Source organism: Paraburkholderia acidipaludis NBRC 101816, from assembly GCF_000684975.1.
GTDB classification, from domain to species: domain Bacteria; phylum Pseudomonadota; class Gammaproteobacteria; order Burkholderiales; family Burkholderiaceae; genus Paraburkholderia; species Paraburkholderia acidipaludis.
In genome coordinates this window covers 68,468-85,256 of record NZ_BAXZ01000020.1, presented here as the reverse complement: position 1 = coordinate 85,256, position 16,789 = coordinate 68,468, and the positions used below count along the sequence as shown (strand labels likewise).

The 16,789-nt window shown below is 63.9% G+C and carries 18 protein-coding genes; 15 read left to right on the top strand and 3 right to left on the bottom strand.

Features of this window, described 5'->3' with window-relative positions:
* Positions 1-118 precede the first annotated feature (118 nt).
* Positions 119-1,066: a LysR family transcriptional regulator gene (locus BAC01S_RS21665; RefSeq protein WP_027796640.1), complete on the top strand. Its 948-nt coding sequence runs from the start codon at positions 119-121 to the stop codon at positions 1,064-1,066.
* 62 nt (positions 1,067-1,128) lie between these two features.
* On the opposite strand, the gene BAC01S_RS35940 is transcribed toward BAC01S_RS21665, so the two are convergent.
* Positions 1,129-1,224, bottom strand: a complete 96-nt coding sequence (locus tag BAC01S_RS35940; RefSeq protein ID WP_407667947.1) for a transposase — start codon at positions 1,222-1,224, stop codon at positions 1,129-1,131.
* A gap of 743 nt (positions 1,225-1,967) precedes the next feature.
* Here BAC01S_RS35940 and BAC01S_RS21655 point away from each other — a divergent pair.
* Both BAC01S_RS21655 and groL read left to right on the top strand, forming a co-directional pair.
* Complete coding sequence (locus BAC01S_RS21655) at positions 1,968-2,258, top strand: co-chaperone GroES (protein ID WP_027796639.1); 291 nt, start codon at positions 1,968-1,970, stop codon at positions 2,256-2,258.
* A 47-nt stretch (positions 2,259-2,305) separates the two neighbouring features.
* A complete protein-coding gene (groL, locus tag BAC01S_RS21650) occupies positions 2,306-3,946 on the top strand; it encodes a chaperonin GroEL (protein ID WP_027796638.1) in 1,641 nt (546 codons plus the stop codon).
* Positions 3,947-4,141: 195 nt separating this feature from the next.
* On the opposite strand, the gene BAC01S_RS21645 is transcribed toward groL, so the two are convergent.
* On the bottom strand, positions 4,142-5,014 hold the full coding sequence (locus tag BAC01S_RS21645) for a hydroxymethylpyrimidine/phosphomethylpyrimidine kinase (protein ID WP_027796637.1): 873 nt from the start codon (positions 5,012-5,014) through the stop codon (positions 4,142-4,144).
* Positions 5,015-5,278: 264 nt separating this feature from the next.
* Here BAC01S_RS21645 and BAC01S_RS21640 point away from each other — a divergent pair, with 264 nt between their 5' ends.
* From BAC01S_RS21640 to BAC01S_RS32170, 8 genes are all read left to right on the top strand, one after another.
* On the top strand, positions 5,279-5,449 hold the full coding sequence (locus tag BAC01S_RS21640; protein WP_008342674.1) for a rubredoxin: 171 nt from the start codon (positions 5,279-5,281) through the stop codon (positions 5,447-5,449).
* A 133-nt stretch (positions 5,450-5,582) separates the two neighbouring features.
* The gene (locus BAC01S_RS21635; RefSeq protein WP_027796636.1) at positions 5,583-7,082 is read left to right on the top strand and encodes a hypothetical protein; all 1,500 of its coding nucleotides are present in this window, start codon (positions 5,583-5,585) and stop codon (positions 7,080-7,082) included.
* Between the two features lie 245 nt (positions 7,083-7,327).
* Entirely contained in the window at positions 7,328-7,906 is a 579-nt protein-coding gene (locus tag BAC01S_RS21630) for a YqgE/AlgH family protein (protein WP_027796635.1), read from the top strand.
* Positions 7,903-8,346: a Holliday junction resolvase RuvX gene (gene ruvX / locus BAC01S_RS21625; RefSeq protein WP_027796634.1), complete on the top strand. Its 444-nt coding sequence runs from the start codon at positions 7,903-7,905 to the stop codon at positions 8,344-8,346. Before BAC01S_RS21630 ends, ruvX begins: the two co-directional genes overlap by 4 nt.
* On the top strand, positions 8,343-8,876 hold the full coding sequence (pyrR, locus tag BAC01S_RS21620; protein WP_027796633.1) for a bifunctional pyr operon transcriptional regulator/uracil phosphoribosyltransferase PyrR: 534 nt from the start codon (positions 8,343-8,345) through the stop codon (positions 8,874-8,876). The genes ruvX and pyrR overlap by 4 nt, the downstream gene beginning before the upstream one ends.
* Positions 8,877-8,963: 87 nt before the next feature.
* Positions 8,964-9,986, top strand: coding sequence for an aspartate carbamoyltransferase catalytic subunit (locus tag BAC01S_RS21615; protein WP_027796632.1), 1,023 nt, complete (start codon positions 8,964-8,966; stop codon positions 9,984-9,986).
* A gap of 25 nt (positions 9,987-10,011) precedes the next feature.
* Complete coding sequence (locus BAC01S_RS21610; RefSeq protein WP_027796631.1) at positions 10,012-11,289, top strand: dihydroorotase; 1,278 nt, start codon at positions 10,012-10,014, stop codon at positions 11,287-11,289.
* Between the two features lie 82 nt (positions 11,290-11,371).
* The gene (locus tag BAC01S_RS32170) at positions 11,372-12,148 is read left to right on the top strand and encodes a lysophospholipid acyltransferase family protein (protein ID WP_043203156.1); all 777 of its coding nucleotides are present in this window, start codon (positions 11,372-11,374) and stop codon (positions 12,146-12,148) included.
* A 9-nt stretch (positions 12,149-12,157) separates the two neighbouring features.
* On the opposite strand, the gene BAC01S_RS21600 is transcribed toward BAC01S_RS32170, so the two are convergent.
* Positions 12,158-13,009 carry a symmetrical bis(5'-nucleosyl)-tetraphosphatase gene (locus BAC01S_RS21600; protein ID WP_027796630.1) on the bottom strand — a complete coding sequence of 284 codons (852 nt, stop codon included), beginning with the start codon at positions 13,007-13,009 and terminating at the stop codon, positions 12,158-12,160.
* Positions 13,010-13,352: 343 nt separating this feature from the next.
* Here BAC01S_RS21600 and rfbB point away from each other — a divergent pair, with 343 nt between their 5' ends.
* Genes rfbB through rfbD form a run of 4 tightly spaced genes read left to right on the top strand, consistent with a single transcriptional unit; the run spans position 13,353 to position 16,763 of the window.
* Positions 13,353-14,414 carry a dTDP-glucose 4,6-dehydratase gene (gene rfbB / locus BAC01S_RS21595; protein WP_027796629.1) on the top strand — a complete coding sequence of 354 codons (1,062 nt, stop codon included), beginning with the start codon at positions 13,353-13,355 and terminating at the stop codon, positions 14,412-14,414.
* Positions 14,415-14,425: 11 nt separating this feature from the next.
* Positions 14,426-15,319, top strand: coding sequence for a glucose-1-phosphate thymidylyltransferase RfbA (rfbA, locus tag BAC01S_RS21590; protein ID WP_027796628.1), 894 nt, complete (start codon positions 14,426-14,428; stop codon positions 15,317-15,319).
* Positions 15,304-15,855, top strand: a complete 552-nt coding sequence (gene rfbC / locus BAC01S_RS21585) for a dTDP-4-dehydrorhamnose 3,5-epimerase (RefSeq protein ID WP_027796627.1) — start codon at positions 15,304-15,306, stop codon at positions 15,853-15,855. The genes rfbA and rfbC overlap by 16 nt, the downstream gene beginning before the upstream one ends.
* A gap of 8 nt (positions 15,856-15,863) precedes the next feature.
* Positions 15,864-16,763: a dTDP-4-dehydrorhamnose reductase gene (gene rfbD / locus BAC01S_RS21580; RefSeq protein WP_027796626.1), complete on the top strand. Its 900-nt coding sequence runs from the start codon at positions 15,864-15,866 to the stop codon at positions 16,761-16,763.
* The last annotated feature ends 26 nt before the right edge of the window (positions 16,764-16,789 follow it).

Sequence of the window (16,789 nt, the reverse complement as noted above, 5' to 3'; positions counted from 1 at the left end):
CGCTTCGGGTCATGACCGCGCCGTAGGCATGGCGGGTACGACACGTCGAGTGTAGATGTGGGCCCAGGCGCGCAGATAATGAAACCTTCGGATCAGGTGAGACGCTGGAGTTATATCGGTGATAACCAGTATCGATGCGATTCTGAGAAGACTACGGGGGAACCACATCGCGCTGCTGATCGCCCTCGACGATCACGGTTCATTGCGCAAGGCGGCGCAGCAGGTGTCGCTGTCGCAACCCGCGACGACGAAGTCGTTGCGCGAAATCGAAGCGCTGTTCGGTGCCGAACTCTTTTCGCGCTCGCCGCGCGGGATCGTCGCGAACGAACTGGGGCGCTGTGTGATCCGTCACGCGCGGGCGCTGCGTTCGGAGATCAGCGCCCTGCGCGACGAGCTCGCCGCGATCATGCGCGGCGGCGGCGGCACGCTGGCGATCGGCGCCGTGATGGGGTCGATGCCGGTGTGGCTCACGCCGGTCCTCAAGAGCCTGCGCGAGGTACAGCCCGACGTCTCCGTCGAGATATGGGAGGACAATAGCGCGAGGCTTCTGTCGATGCTCGATCAGCGTTTGCTCGATCTGGTGATCGGGCGGCCGAGCGTCAGCGTGCATCCCGATGCCTATGATTTCGTACCGCTCGAAATCGAAGAGGTCTGTCTCATCGTTGAAGGTCGGGATCCGCTCATGCGCAAGCCACCGGCGAAGCTCGCCGATCTCGTGGGTAATCCCTGGATCGTGCCGCAGGCAACGCTGCCGATGCGCTCGCTGCTCGAGCAGCTCTTCGACGACGCGCAACTGCCGTTTCCCCGTTATGCGATCGAGACTTCGTCGACCTTCGCAACCGTCTCGCTGCTACGGTCAGGAGCCGGCACAGTGGGCCTGATGCCGCTCAAGGTCGCACAATATTTTGCGGAGTACGGCCTTGTTGGGATCCTGCCGTTGCGGATCGAGCGACGCGGTGCGCCTTATGGCATCGCGACACGGCGAGGCGCGACCTTGTCGCAACCGGTGCAGCGGTTCATCGATCTATGCAAGGCGAAGCGGGACGGCGACACCGGCCATCTCTGACCCGCGTGGCTGCAAGAGACCGGGAATGGCGCGGCAGATCTAGCTTGCCGATCTGTCAGATATCACCGCCGCCAGGTGAACAGCATGTTCGCGTTGATGCCATTTTCGTGGGCCAGCCTTGCGACCGATACGCCCGGCTTGCAAGCGGCTGCTGCCAGTCGCTCACGAAGCTTCCCGGGGGGAATTCGGACGTCCCGTTCGGATACCCGGCCTCTTCTCTGCAGACTTTGATGTCGCCTTCAGCCACCGTCTATAACCGGGCCAGTTGCGCATGCGCATGATTGACGACATGCGCAGCCAGCTTTTCTCCAAGACGCAAGCCGACTACCTGCGCATCGTGCGCAAGTCCGCTCAGTATCCCGGGCGCTCATAGCAATGTGAATGAGGGCAGGCATCGAATAGCCCTTGACGAACCCAGTCAAAGCTGGCGTGCCAGGTTTGCCTATGATCGAGCGCCCAGTCAGACCTGCTTTCGGCAGCAGGATCGTAGCCACAGAATGGTTTGCCTCGCTGCCGGTAGCGGCTTCTTGCCCGGTGATCGGGGATTTCCCTGGGTTCCCGGCGTCGCAATGCGCTGGGCCTTTTTTGCGTTGGGCGACAGCGTGAAGCTTTCATCATCCAGATGTTCGAAGCTGCGGCTATTTTCTATAACTCGTTGTTTTAATTGAAAAATGGTTGTGATTACCGTCATCGTATGGCAGCCGGGAGGGGGACAAAGCCCAGCGTCAAGCGCACCCGTCACACGACACCAAATCCATCCGCCCCCCTTCTTGAATTTGTCACCCCCCGTCCATATAATTAGCACTCACTGCACGAGAGTGCTAACAATTCTCTGGCTGGCCCGCTCGCCAGTCAGGTGTTCTTGACTGTCTTCAAGTCCTAATCAAGAGAGGATCTATCCATGAACCTTCGTCCTTTGCATGATCGCGTGATCGTCAAGCGCCTGGATCAAGAAACCAAGACCGCTTCGGGCATCGTGATCCCGGACGCAGCGGCCGAAAAGCCGGATCAAGGTGAAGTCCTGGCCACGGGCCCGGGCAAGCGCGACGACAAGGGCAACCTGATCGCCCTCGACGTCAAGGTCGGCGATCGCGTCCTGTTCGGCAAGTACGCTGGCCAGACCGTCAAGGTCGACGGCAACGAACTGCTTGTGATGCGCGAAGAAGACATCATGGCCGTGGTGAACCGCTAAGTTCATCGCCGCGCCGAGAAATTTCCCAGAATTCAAGGAGTTAAAAGATGGCAGCTAAAGACGTCGTGTTCGGCGATTCCGCCCGTTCCAAGATGGTTGAAGGCGTGAACATTCTCGCCAACGCTGTGAAGGTCACGCTGGGTCCGAAGGGCCGCAACGTGGTGCTCGAGCGCTCGTTCGGCGGCCCGACGGTCACCAAGGACGGTGTCTCGGTCGCGAAGGAAATCGAGCTCAAGGACAAGCTCCAGAACATGGGCGCGCAAATGGTCAAGGAAGTCGCTTCCAAGACCAGCGACAACGCCGGCGACGGCACGACGACGGCTACGGTTCTGGCCCAGTCGATCGTCCGCGAAGGCATGAAGTACGTCGCGTCGGGCATGAACCCGATGGACCTGAAGCGCGGCATCGACAAGGCCGTTGCAGCCGCAATCGAAGAGCTGCGCAAGATCAGCAAGCCCTGCACGACCAACAAGGAAATCGCGCAAGTCGGCTCGATCTCGGCGAACAGCGATTCGTCGATCGGCGACCGTATCGCTGAAGCGATGGACAAGGTCGGCAAGGAAGGCGTCATCACCGTCGAAGACGGCAAGTCGCTGCAAGACGAGCTGGAAGTCGTCGAAGGCATGCAGTTCGACCGCGGCTACCTCTCGCCGTACTTCATCAACAACCCGGACAAGCAAGTCGCGATTCTGGAAAACCCGTTCGTGCTGCTGCACGACAAGAAGGTCTCGAACATCCGTGACCTCCTCCCGGTTCTGGAACAAGTCGCGAAGGCTGGCCGTCCGCTGCTGATCATCGCCGAAGACATCGAAGGCGAAGCGCTCGCAACGCTCGTGGTCAACAACATCCGCGGCATCCTGAAGACCGTCGCCGTCAAGGCTCCGGGCTTTGGCGACCGTCGCAAGGCGATGCTGGAAGACATCGCGATCCTGACCGGCGGCCAGGTGATCGCGGAAGAAACCGGCCTCACGCTCGAAAAGGCCACCCTGCAAGAGCTGGGTCAAGCCAAGCGCATCGAAGTGGGCAAGGAAAACACCACGATCATCGACGGCGCTGGCGAAGCCGCCAGCATCGAAGCGCGCGTGAAGCAGATCCGCACGCAGATCGAAGAAGCGACGTCGGACTACGACCGTGAAAAGCTGCAAGAGCGCGTTGCCAAGCTGGCAGGCGGTGTTGCCGTGATCAAGGTCGGCGCCGCGACCGAAGTCGAAATGAAGGAAAAGAAGGCACGCGTGGAAGACGCGCTGCACGCAACCCGCGCTGCCGTTGAAGAAGGCATCGTCCCGGGCGGCGGCGTCGCGCTGATCCGCGCACGTTCGGCAATCGCCGGCGTGAAGGGCGCCAACGCAGACCAGGACGCCGGTATCAAGATCGTCCTGCGCGCCATGGAAGAGCCGCTGCGCCAGATCGTCACGAACGGCGGCGAAGAAGCGTCGGTGGTCGTGGCAGCGGTCGCGGCTGGTCAAGGCAACTACGGCTACAACGCAGCGACCGGCGAGTACGGCGACCTGGTTGAAGCCGGCGTGGTCGACCCGACGAAGGTCACGCGCACGGCGCTGCAAAACGCAGCTTCGGTCGCAGGCCTGCTCCTGACGACGGACGCAGCGGTTGCTGAAGTGCCGAAGGAAGATGCCCCGATGCCTGGCGGTATGCCCGGCGGCATGGGCGGCATGGGCATGGACATGTAATTGCGATCCGGAGTTGGTGCTTCAGGCCCTACTCCGGACTCAGGCAGAGCCAGGCTCGTGCCGCGATTACATTGAAGTGCAGGGGAACACGCTGCGAGGCGTGTTTCCTGCCCAGACAAAAAAACCCGCATCTGCGGGTTTTTTTACGCCTGAATTTCGCGCTGCCGACCGCGGGCCGGCGGCGCAACTACGCAATCAGTGCCGCGCCTCACCGGCCGGCGGCGTTTCTCCCGCATCGCCCGACGGTTTTTCGCCGTCTTCGCTGTCATTGCTCCGCGCCCAGAAGAACCGATCCGGAATCCACGCGCCCATCCCGGGCCTGAACGCGCTCTGCGCGGCCTGGTAGAGATACTCCTGCGCCTCGCGCACCGCCTCCGGCGGTTCCTGTCCATTGGCAAGCAGCGCGGCAATGGCGGCGCCGAGCGTATCGGTGAGGCCCATCAACGGCTGCGTCGGACGGTCCCACAGGTCCTGGCGCAACTGGCCGTCCTCGCAGTAGAGCGTGTTGACGAGGCGATGCGTGCCGGTCTCCATCGCCAGGATGTACTCGCATCCGGTCGAGAGCAGGTGGGCGATCGCGGCGTCGAGGCTGGGCGCTTCCGCGTCGCTATCGGGCTGGGCCAGTGCAATCAGCGTCGCGGCGTCTGCGATCAGGAGCGTCGTTTGCGGCGCGAGCAGATCGGCAATCGTTTCGCGCAGTTCGTCGGCGGCCAGCACGTGCTCGTCGTCGAGCGTGAAGTCGGGTGTCAGGATGAGCGGGATGTCGTCGTAGTCGGCCACGACTTCGGCGATCGCGCTCACGACTTCGGCGCGCGTGGCCGCGCCTACCTTGAACGCGGCCACCGGCATGTCCTCGAGCAGCATGCGCGCCTGGGTCGCGACGACTTCGGGGTCGAGGCCGGTCACCTCGTCGCAGCCCGCCGAGTCGCGCACCGTGTAGCCGGTGAGCACGCTGGCGCCGTGGCAGCCCATGCTGGCGAGCGTGAGCAGATCGGCTTGCAGGCCGCCGCCGCCGGTCGGATCGGAAAGGCCGAAAGTAAGGACGATGGGAGGGGTGTCGCTGGGCATGGGGATGGCGAATGTGCAGTTACACGTGGCGCGAGTCGCGCCGGCGCTTCAATTATGCGGCTTATCCGCACGCCTGGGGACGGATGACATGGGCGAAGCGGAGATTTTTGCGTAGCGCCTCGCCGCTCAGAAGCCTCATCGCCAGGCGCGGCCCCTGCACACGACGATTCCGAGGCACGGTTGCTAGGCATGCAATCGGCAACACGGTACCATCATGGCTCTTGTTTTCTGACCGATTTTTCGACCTTTCGACGCGGCATAAGAATGGAATATAGAAGCTGGATGTGCCTGATCTGCGGCTGGATCTACGACGAAGAAGCCGGATTGCCGGACGAGGGCATTGCGCCCGGCACGCGCTGGGAGGATGTCCCGATCAACTGGACCTGCCCCGAGTGCGGCGCGCGCAAGGAAGACTTCGAGATGGTCCAGATCTGACGCGCTTTCCGCGCGCCGGGGGCGGCTGCGGCATGTTTCGTGCCCAGTCTGCCCTCTCACAACGGTCGTGGCCCGGGTTCACAGCCGCGGAGTGCATAACCGCGGGGTTCATAGTCGATTTCGGCGTTCGCTCATGAGTCTTCGTTCAACGTTCGTTGCTCATTTCGAAGCGCTGCCCAATCCTCGCGGCGGCCGGGTGCCGCTCGCTCAGGCGGCGCTTGCCGAAGTGCTCGCCGCGCTCGAGGCGCACGGCGATGTGGCCACGCCGCTGCGCCGTGCCGCGCGCACGCTGCGCGACGCGGGCTGGCTCGCGGCGGCACGCTTCGCCGACACCCTGCTGCTCGCTTCGCCGCTCGCCATGGTGGCGCCGGCGCGCGTGGTGACCCAGCCCGGCCAGCCGCTGCGCTCCGCGCCCGACGACGACACCGACGCCGGCGTGCACATGCTCTTCCGGGACGCGACCGCCGACCTGCTGGCGGCGCTCGAACGCCATAACCTGCGCGAACTGAGCTGCTCGCCCGCACTCTACGCGCGGCAACATGCGCTTTTCGAGGTGCTTGCCGAGCACACGCCCGGCGTCTCGCTGCATTACGAGGACGTGGCGCTGCTCGGCCGGCCGGTTGCGCCTGCCACGCTGCGCGCGCAACCGGCCCACAAGCTCGCCCAGCTGCGCGCGCGCTACGAGGCGGCGCTGTTGCCTGCCCTTAAGACGCGGCTTTCCAGCGGCAACCGTGCGGCGGCTGCGTGGGCGAATGCGGCCTTCGACGAAATGAATACCTGTTTCGCCGAACTCGCAAGCTCCGACCCCTACGACTACTGGCGCCTCGCGCTGGCCTGTGCCCGCGCGCTGCGCCGCGGCGCTTCCGTCTGGGGCGAAGACGAAGTGCGGCGCTTCTACGCCCGCTGCAATCTGCTGCTGGGCGATCATGCACATGGCCTGCGCGTGGCGCCGCAGTCGCTCGTGCGCGCAACGCTTGCGCTGCTGTGGCGCGACTACGCGCTCTTCGGCGCAGCCGCGGAAGATACCGCCGACGTGGAACTGTTGCATGACTACGGCGTGACAGTGGATTGGCACGTGGCGGGCACGCAGGCCTCCGAGGCGCTTTGGGAGGTGAGTGCGACGCAAGCCGACGCCGTGGCGTCGGTTGCCCCCACGCGTCAACTGGGCGCGCTCGCGGTCAACGCCAACGCGTATGACGATTTCCTGCAGACGGCCGACGCCTCGGTGGTCGAGCTGGAAGGGCACGCGCGTACGCACGCAAGGCGCGCGCCGCGCGATGCGGCGCAGGCGCTGCTTGCGGCCGAGGCGGCCTACCGCCTCGGCGCGGCGGCGTGGGCGCTCGGGCTGGGCCACGTGGGCTTGCTCGCGGACGCGCTGGGCCTCGCATGGCGGCGCACCGCGCACGCGGTGGCGCAGGTGGAGGCAGGCGAGGCCGAGCGGGCCGCGAATCCTGTCGCGGCGCCGGATGCCGCCGCCATCGAACACGCGAGCGAGGCATTGCGCGCCATGCTGCACAAGATCGCCGCAGGGGTGCCGCAGCCCGACGCGACGGGCGCGGTACGCGCGCTAGGTGCGGCGATTACGGCTGCACCGACACGCCTGGCAGGCGCGGCCGACTCTCTTCCGCACTAGCGTCCTCGACGGCTATCGAACCCGATCACCGATTGATGCAACCTGCGGCGACCTGCTGCAACCCGGCGCGGATCCGGCTAGCGCCGGGGCGGACGCAAGAGGTCCGCATGTTAGAGTGAGCGAAACGCGCTGCAACAAAAGGGGCGTGGCCACCTGGCGCCACGGCGCGCAGGGCCGCGCCAAGCCACTTTGTGTGCACCGGCGGCTGTCCGCCATTTCGCATCGTCTTTGCTAGAATTCAAACCATGTCCAAGAGTAACGATCGCATCAATCTGACCAACCAGTTCCTGATCGCCATGCCCAACATGGCGGATCCGACGTTTTCAGGAACGGTGGTCTACCTTTGCGATCATTCCGAGCGCGGCGCGCTCGGCCTCGTTATCAATCGTCCTACCGACATCGATCTGCAGGCGCTTTTCTCGCGCATCGACCTCAAGCTCGAAATCGAACCGCTGCTGCATGTGCCCGTTTATTTCGGCGGCCCCGTGCAGACGGAGCGCGGCTTCGTGCTGCACGCGCCCGAAGAGGGCACGAACTATACGTCGTCGATGTCGGTGCCGGGCGGCCTCGAAATGACCACCTCCAAGGATGTGCTCGAAGCCGTCGCGAACGGCAAGGGCCCCGAACGTTTCCTGCTCACGCTCGGTCACGCCGGTTGGGGCGCGGGCCAGCTCGAGGACGAAATCTCGCGCAACGGCTGGCTCACCGTCGAGGCCGATCCGAAGATCGTTTTCGACGTGCCCGCCGAAGAGCGTTTCGAAGCGGCCCTCGCGCTGCTCGGCATTTCGTCGTCGATGCTCTCGGGCGAGGCGGGTCACGCATGAGCGTGGCCGCCGGGCGGGGCGCCGCGGAGGCTACCCTGCTTGCGTTCGACTACGGCGAAAAACGCATTGGCGTCGCGCTCGGCAACGCGCTGACGCATAGCGCCAGGCCGCTCACCGTGATCCAGAACCGTAACCGCGACTATCGTTTCGAAGCCGTCGGCGCGCTCCTGCGCGAGTGGCAACCCGATCTGCTCGTGGTCGGCCTGCCGTCGCATCCGGACGGTGCGCCGCACGCCATGACGCAGCAGGCCAAACGCTTCGGCAATCAGCTCAATGGCCGCTTCAACCTGCCCGTCGTGTGGGTGGACGAGCGCTACTCGTCGGTGGACGCCGAAGCGCGCCTGCGCGAACGCGGTGACGGCCTTGACGAGCTGGATGCCGAAGCCGCCTGCGTGATCCTCCAGCAATACCTCGACGAACGTTCCGCCTCCACGCCATGACTATCCGCGACACGCTAGACGCCGAGGCGCTGTATCGCGCCGTTCTCGACCAGATTCGCGCCGCGTATCCCTCGTCGGATGCCTTCAGCGGGCCCGATGGCGTCGCACTCGCGGGCATCCACAGCGGCGGCGCGTGGATCGCGGAGCGGCTGGCCCAGGACCTGGGCGCGAGCGGCTGGGGTGTCGTCAACGTCGCGCTGCATCGCGACGACTACGCGAAAAAAGGTTTGCATAGCCAGGCGGCGCCGACCTCGCTGCCGTTCGACGTGGAAGGGCGGCGCATCGTGCTGGTGGACGACGTGCTGCATACGGGCCGCACCATTCGCGCGGCGCTCAACGAACTGTACGACTACGGCCGCCCCGCTTCGGTGGAGCTCGCCGTGCTCGCCGATCGCGGCGGTCGCGAATTGCCCGTAGCCGCGCGCTTTGCGGGCGGGAGCGCGGATTTGTCTGCCGGCTCGACCCTCGTGCTCGAACGCGGCGACGATGGCCGCTTCGCCTTTTCCATCGCGCCGCAAAGCATCGTCTGATTTTTTTAGCGTTTCAGGCGACCTCACGAAGGCACCCTGAGCGCATCTTTCGTCCGAACCCGGCCCTGCATCCAGAGGACCCCTACGATGAACACCCAGCCCACCCCGGACCAGGCCGCCAGCGCCGAAAGCGGACGCTTTCGCTACGGCTTCCTGAAGGGCAATCCGCAGCTCACGAAGAACGGCGAGCTCAAGCACCTGCTGTCGATCGAGGGCCTGCCGCGCTCGATCGTCACGCATATTCTCGACACGGCCGCGCAGTTCGTGAGCGTCACCGACCGCGAGGTGAAGAAGGTGCCGCTGCTGCGCGGCAAGTCCGTGTTCAACCTGTTCTTCGAGAATTCCACGCGCACGCGCACGACCTTCGAAATCGCCGCGAAGCGGCTCTCGGCCGACGTGCTGAACCTGAACATCGCCGCTTCGTCGACGAGCAAGGGCGAGTCGCTGCTCGACACGATCGGCAATCTCTCGGCCATGCATGCCGACATGTTCGTCGTGCGTCATGCGTCGAGCGGCGCGCCGTATCTGATCGCCGAACACTGCGCGCCGCACGTGCACGTGATCAACGCCGGCGACGGACGCCACGCGCACCCCACGCAGGGCCTCCTGGACATGTACACGATCCGCCACTACAAGCGCGACTTCACGAATCTGCGCGTGGCGATCGTCGGCGACATCCTGCATTCGCGCGTCGCGCGCTCGGACATCCACGCGCTCACGACGCTCGGCGTGCCCGAAGTGCGCGCCATCGGCCCGCGCACGCTGCTGCCGGGCGGTCTCGAGCAGATGGGCGTGCGCGTGTTCCACAACCTCGACGAAGGGCTGAAGGACGTCGACGTCATCATCATGCTGCGCCTGCAGAACGAGCGCATGAGCGGGGCGCTGCTGCCCTCTGCGCAGGAGTACTTCAAGAGTTGGGGGCTCACGCCGGAGCGTCTCGCGCTTGCTGCACCCGACGCGATCGTCATGCATCCGGGGCCGATGAACCGCGGCGTCGAGATCGACTCGCAGGTGGCCGATGGCCCGCAGTCGGTGATCCTCGACCAGGTGAGCTTCGGCATTGCGGTCCGCATGGCCGTGATGGGCATCGTGGCAGGCAACAACGAATAAACGGCGAGAACGACAAGGGCAGCGCATGAAGATCCACATTCAAGGCGGCACGCTGATCGATCCCGCCTCCGGCACCGAACAGCAGCAGGACGTGTATATCGCGGCGGGGAAGATCGTCGCGCTGGGCGCGGCGCCCGCCGACTTCCAGGCCGAACGAACCCTCGACGCGCGCGGACTGCACGTTGCCCCGGGCCTCGTCGACCTGTGCGCGCGGCTGCGCGAACCGGGCTACGAACACAAGGCGACGCTCGAATCGGAAATGGCCGCGGCGCTCGCGGGCGGCGTGACGAGCCTCGTTTGCCCGCCGGACACCGACCCCGTGCTCGACGAGGCAGGCCTGATCGAGATGCTCAAGTTCCGCGTCGGCAAGCTGGAGCGTTCGCGTGTATATCCGCTCGGTGCGCTCACGGTCGGCCTGAAGGGCGAGGTGATCACCGAAATGGTGTCGCTGACCGAGGCCGGCTGCATCGGCTTCACGCAGGCTGATCGGCCGATCGCCGACACTCAGGCGCTGCTGCGCGCGCTCCAGTACGCGAGTACCTACGGCTACGCGGTCTGGCTGCGTCCGCAGGATGCCTGGCTTTCGAAGGGCGGCGTGGCCGCGAGCGGCGCGCTGGCGTCGCGGCTCGGCCTTTCGGGCGTGCCGGTGAGCGCCGAGACCATCGCGCTCTTCACGCTTTTCGAGTTGATGCGCGTGACCGGCGCGCGCGTGCACGTGATGCACCTCTCCTCGGCGGCGGGCGTCGAACTCGTGCGCGCGGCCAAGGCCGAAGGCCTGCCGGTAACGTGCGACGTGAGCGCGAACCACCTGCATCTGATCGACATGGACATCGGCTATTTCGACGCGCAGTTCCGGCTCGACCCGCCGCTGCGCCAGCAGCGCGATCGCGAGGCGATTCGCGCGGGCCTTGCGGACGGCACGATCGACGCGATCTGCTCCGTCCACACGCCCGTGGACGACGACGAAAAGCTGCTGCCGTTCGCCGAGGCGACGCCGGGCGCGACGGGTCTCGAACTGCTGCTTTCGCTGACCGTAAAGTGGGCGCAGGAGGCGGACGTGCCGCTCGCGAAGGCGCTTGCCCCTATCACGTCGGCGCCGGCTGCCGTGATGCAGGTGGACGCGGGACGCCTCGCGGTGGGCGGCAATGCGGACTTCTGCGTGTTCGATGCACAGGCGCACTGGCAAGTCGAGCCGCGCGCGCTCAAGAGCCAGGGCCACAACACGCCGTTCCTTGGCTACGAATTGCCCGCCGTGGTGCGCACGACGATAGTCGCGGGGCGCATCGGCTTCGAGCGCCGCTGAGGCCTGCGTGATAGCCGCGCGCGGCACGCTGGTATCCACCGTACCCGCTGGTACTCATCGATATCGTATTCGTTAGTTGACCATGAGTCTTTTCGTACGCAAGACCCGATTGCTGGCCCACCTGGCGCACGGTGCCTGGACCGTCGCGCTGCGCTTTCCGCGCGCCAGCGCCGACGAGCGCCATGCCCTGAACCGCGCCTGGTCGCTCAAGATGCTCGCGCTGTGCGGCATGAAGCTCGTCGTGCACAACGACGCGGCGCGGCTCGACGCGGGCGCGCTCGTCGTCAGCAATCACATCTCGTGGATCGATATCTACGTAATCAACGCCTGGCGACCGACGCCGTTCGTCTCCAAAGCCGAGGTGCGCGACTGGCCGCTGATCGGCTGGTTCGCGAAGAATCTCGATACCGTGTTCGTCGAGCGCGAAAAGCGCAGCGACGCGAAACGCATCATGCACGAACTCGCCGAGCGCCTGACGCGCGGCGAACTGATGTGCGTGTTTCCCGAAGGCACGACCACGGACGGCCGCGCGGTCAAACAGTTCCACACGAACATGTTCCAGGCGGCGGTGGAAGCCGGGCAGCCTGTGCAGCCGATCTGTATCCTCTACGAAGACGCGCGGGGGCAGCAGTCGGTGGCGCCGGCCTATATCGATGATGTGTCGCTCAAGCAGGCGCTGGACGCGATGCTGAAGGCTGCGCCGCTTACTGCCCATGTCTTTGTGGGAGAGCCGATACAGCCCGAGGGCGACCGCCGCAAGCTGGCGGCGCAGGCGCAGGCGGCGGTGGAGGCGGCGCTGGAGAAACTGCGCGGGCGGGCGGACGCTGGCGGGCAGCAGGGGGTGGAGCGGGTGTCGTAGCGGGACGCGCTACGAGTCGATGGTGCGGCAGCCCGGGCACTCGACCTGGGTGAGCGTGCGGCGCGCGGGTTCGGCTTCGAGGCGCACCGCCGAAAGCTGGTTGCCCCACACACAGCCGGAGTCGAGCCCGATCAGGTTGTCGCGCAGCGTGAGGCCGAGCGCTGCCCAGTGGCCGAACACGACAGTGCAGTTGCTTGTCTTGCGTTCCGGCACATCGAACCATGGCATATAGCCGTCCGGCGCGGAATCGAGCGCGCCGCTCGCGCTGAAATCCATCGCGCCGTCACGGTTGCAGAACCGCATGCGTGTGAGCGCGCTGCACGTGACACGCAGCCGGTCGATACCCTTCAGATCCTTCGACCAGCGGTTCGGCTCGTTGCCGTACAGGCCGGCGAGCGTTTCCTGCCAGTTGTCGCGTCGCAATGCCTTTTCCAGATCGTGGGCGAGTTCCAGCGTGAGGTCGATGTCCCACTGCGGCAGTACGCCCGCGTGCACCATCAGCATGCCGTGCTCGTAGTGCGCGATCGGGCGGTGGCGTACCCAATGGAGAAGATCGGCGGCGTCCGGTGCGTTCAGGATGTCGTCGATCGTGTCGCCTTTCTTCGATTTGCGGATGCCCGCCGATACCGAGAGCAGATGCAGATCGTGATTGCCGAGCACGGCAACGGCGCGATCGCCCTGCGCGATGACGTCGCGCAGCGTGGCGAGCGAATCGGGGCCGCGGTTGATCAGGTCGCCTGCGAACCAGAGGGGGGTGTCCTGGGAAGGATCGGCCTTGGCGAGGAGATCACGGAAGGAAGTGTGGCAGCCCTGCAGGTCGCCGAAGGCGAGGGGAGCGGGGCCCGACTGCAGCTTGGTCATCGGAGAGAATATTGATTGGGTAGTATGCATTACATTGCTTAGCGCAGACGGTAACACAGGAGCAAGAGCGAAACCTGCCGCGCCGCGGATAGCCAATGTCAGTGACAACACCGCCACAGGCACGACATGTGCCAAAGTTAAAATTTGTCAAGCTGTTTCAAGATGCTAGTGGTATGGCTTTCGCCCATGCACGTCTTATAATTACTGCTTAAAAATCAGGGCTGGACATGCTTCTTGCATAGGGTCCGCGGCTTGTCTGGAAGGCACCTTTCCGAAATCTTTTAAATAGCCGGCTGCGGTTTGTGTCGCAGCGGATCTGCTGCAACGCTGACAAGGGAGTTACATGATTCTGGTGACGGGCGGCGCCGGCTTTATCGGCGCCAACTTCGTGCTTGACTGGTTCCGTCACTCCGACGAGGCCATTCTCAACGTCGACAAGCTGACCTACGCAGGCAACCTTGGCACGTTGAAGTCGCTGCAAGGGAATTCGAAGCACGTGTTTGCCCGCGTCGATATCTGTGACCGCGCGGCGCTTGACGCCCTTTTTGCCGAGCACCGGCCGCGTGCGATCGTGCATTTCGCGGCCGAAAGCCACGTCGATCGCTCGATCCACGGCCCGGTCGACTTTGTTCAGACCAATGTGATCGGTACCTTCGTCCTGCTCGAAGCTGCGCGCCAGCACTGGAGCAGCCTGAACGACGCTGATAAGGCCGCGTTTCGCTTCCTGCACGTTTCCACCGACGAAGTGTTCGGTTCGCTCTCTGCCGCCGACCCGCAATTCTCGGAAACTACACCCTACGCGCCTAATAGTCCGTATTCGGCAAGCAAGGCGGGTTCGGATCACCTCGTGCGCGCCTGGCATCACACTTACGGCATGCCGACGCTCACTACGAACTGCTCGAACAACTACGGCCCCTATCAGTTCCCTGAAAAGCTCATTCCGCTGATGATTGCCAATGCGCTTGCCGGCAAGCCGCTGCCCGTGTATGGCGATGGCCAGAACGTGCGCGACTGGCTGTACGTGGGCGATCATTGTGCTGCGATCTGCGAAGTGCTCGCCCGCGGCAAGGTTGGAGAGACATACAACGTGGGCGGTTGGAACGAGAAGAAAAACATTGAAGTCGTGCATACGCTGTGCGACCTGCTCGACGAATTGCGTCCGAAGGCCACGGGCTCGTACCGCGACCAGATCGCCTACGTGAAGGATCGCCCCGGCCACGACCGCCGCTATGCGATCGACGCGCGCAAGCTCGAGCGCGAACTCGGCTGGAAGCCGGCGGAAACCTTTGAAACAGGCCTTGCGAAGACAGTGGGCTGGTATCTCGGCAATCAGGCGTGGGTTGACGAAGTCGCCTCGGGTGATTATCGCAACTGGGTGGAAACGAACTACGCGCAGCGCGCGTGAAGGCAGGCGCGATGACACGCAAAGGCATCATCCTGGCCGGCGGCTCCGGAACGCGGCTGTATCCGATTACCCATGCGGTGTCGAAGCAACTGCTGCCGGTGTACGACAAGCCGATGATCTACTATCCGCTCTCGACGCTGATGGTGGCGGGCATTCGTAACGTTCTGGTCATCTCGACGCCGCAGGACACGCCGCGTTTCGAGGCGATGCTCGGTGACGGTAGCCAGTGGGGCATGAACATCCAGTACGCGGTACAGCCGTCACCGGATGGGCTTGCTCAGGCTTTCATCATCGGAAGGGACTTCGTTGGCAACGATCCTTCTGCGCTGATTCTTGGCGACAACATCTTCTACGGACACGATCTTGCGATCCAGCTTGAGCGAGCGAATGCTCAGGATAGTGGTGCAACCGTGTTCGCCTATCACGTGCAGGATCCCGAACGTTATGGCGTTGTCGAATTCGACCAGGAATTTCGCGCGGTCTCCATTGAGGAGAAGCCCGCCCAGCCGCGTTCGAACTATGCGGTCACGGGACTCTACTTTTACGACAACCGCGTGTGCGATGTTGCGGCGGATATCAAACCGTCGGCACGTGGCGAACTGGAAATCACCGACGTCAACTCGCGGTATCTCACCGACGGTGCACTGAACGTCCAGATCATGGGACGCGGTTATGCGTGGCTCGACACCGGCACGCACGATTCGCTGATCGAGGCGGCGAGTTTCATTGCAACGCTGCAGAAACGGCAAGGGCTTGTTATAGCCTGCCCCGAAGAGATTGCGTACCGGCGCAAGTGGATCGATGCCGAACAGGTTCTGAAGCTGGCGCAGCCGCTTGCGAAGAACGGCTACGGACAATACCTCAAGCAAATTATTACGGACCACGTGGCATGGGTATCCAGGTAACCGAAACTGCGCTTCCTGAAGTAAAGATCATTGAGCCGAAGGTCTTTGGCGACGCGCGTGGGTATTTCTACGAGAGCTTTAACGCGCGCGATTTTGCGGAGCACGTCGCGCCTGGCGTCGAGTTTGTCCAGGACAACCATTCGCGCTCGGCGAGGGGCGTGCTGCGCGGGCTGCACTACCAGATCGAACACGCGCAGGGCAAGCTGGTGCGCGTGGTGGAAGGCGAAGTGTTCGATGTTGCCGTCGATATTCGCAATAGCTCGCCGAATTTCGGCAAGTGGGTGGGTATCTTGCTGTCGGAAGAGAATCATCGTCAGCTGTGGGTTCCGCCCGGGTTCGCGCATGGGTTTGTCGTGCTCTCTGATGCCGCGCAGTTTCTGTACAAGACGACCGATTACTGGTTCCCGGAGCACGAGCGCTGTGTCATCTGGAGCGATCCGGAGATTGGAATCGATTGGCCGATCGATTTCGAGCCGATGCTGGCGGCGAAGGATGCGGCAGGCATGCGGCTGAGTGCCGCCGACGTCTACGCTTGAGGTCGAAGATGAGCCAGCAATCGACGATTCTTGTGACGGGTGTCAACGGCCAGGTCGGCTTCGAATTGCTGCGTACGCTGCAGGGACTGGGGCGTGTGGTGCCGTGCGGCCGGTCGACGCTTGATCTTTCGGATCTCGCTCGTGTGCGGGACTTCGTGAGGGAACTGAAGCCATCCCTGATCGTGAATCCGGCGGCCTATACGGCGGTCGACAAGGCTGAGACCGACGTCGAAATGGCACGACGCCTGAATGTCGACGTGCCACGCGTGTTCGCGGAAGAGATGGCGCGCAGCGGTGGCTCGCTAATTCATTATTCGACCGATTACGTGTTCGACGGTACGAAGGCGGGTGCGTACACGGAAACCGATGAGACGAATCCTCAAAACGTGTATGGAGAAACGAAGCTCGAAGGTGAGCAGGCGATCACGGCGGCGGGCTGCGCGCATTTGACACTGAGGACGAGCTGGGTGTACGGGCGGCGTGGCAAGAACTTCTTGCTGACGATGCTCAAGCTTGGCAGTGAGCGTCCGGAGCTGCGAGTCGTTGCGGATCAGATCGGGGCGCCGACCTGGGCCGCGACTATTGCGGCGATGACTTCGCACATCGTTGCACAAGGCTTTGTGGAAAACAAAAACGGCGCGGACTGGTGGCGTGAAAAATCAGGTGTCTACCATCTGACAGCATCCGGACGGACAACATGGTTCGACTTTGCTAACGCGATTTTCGAATTGGCGTCACCGAAAAACAAACCGGTGGTGGTTCCCATTGCTTCGTGCGAGTATCCAGTGCCTGCAAAGCGCCCGGGCAACTCCCATTTGTCCAATGACAAACTGGACGCGAGCTTTGGCGTGCGTGCGCCCGACTGGCTCGACGCACTGCAGCTTTGCCTTGCCGGGCTGGGTAGTTGATCTTCGCTCTGCGGCGTAGACGTGTT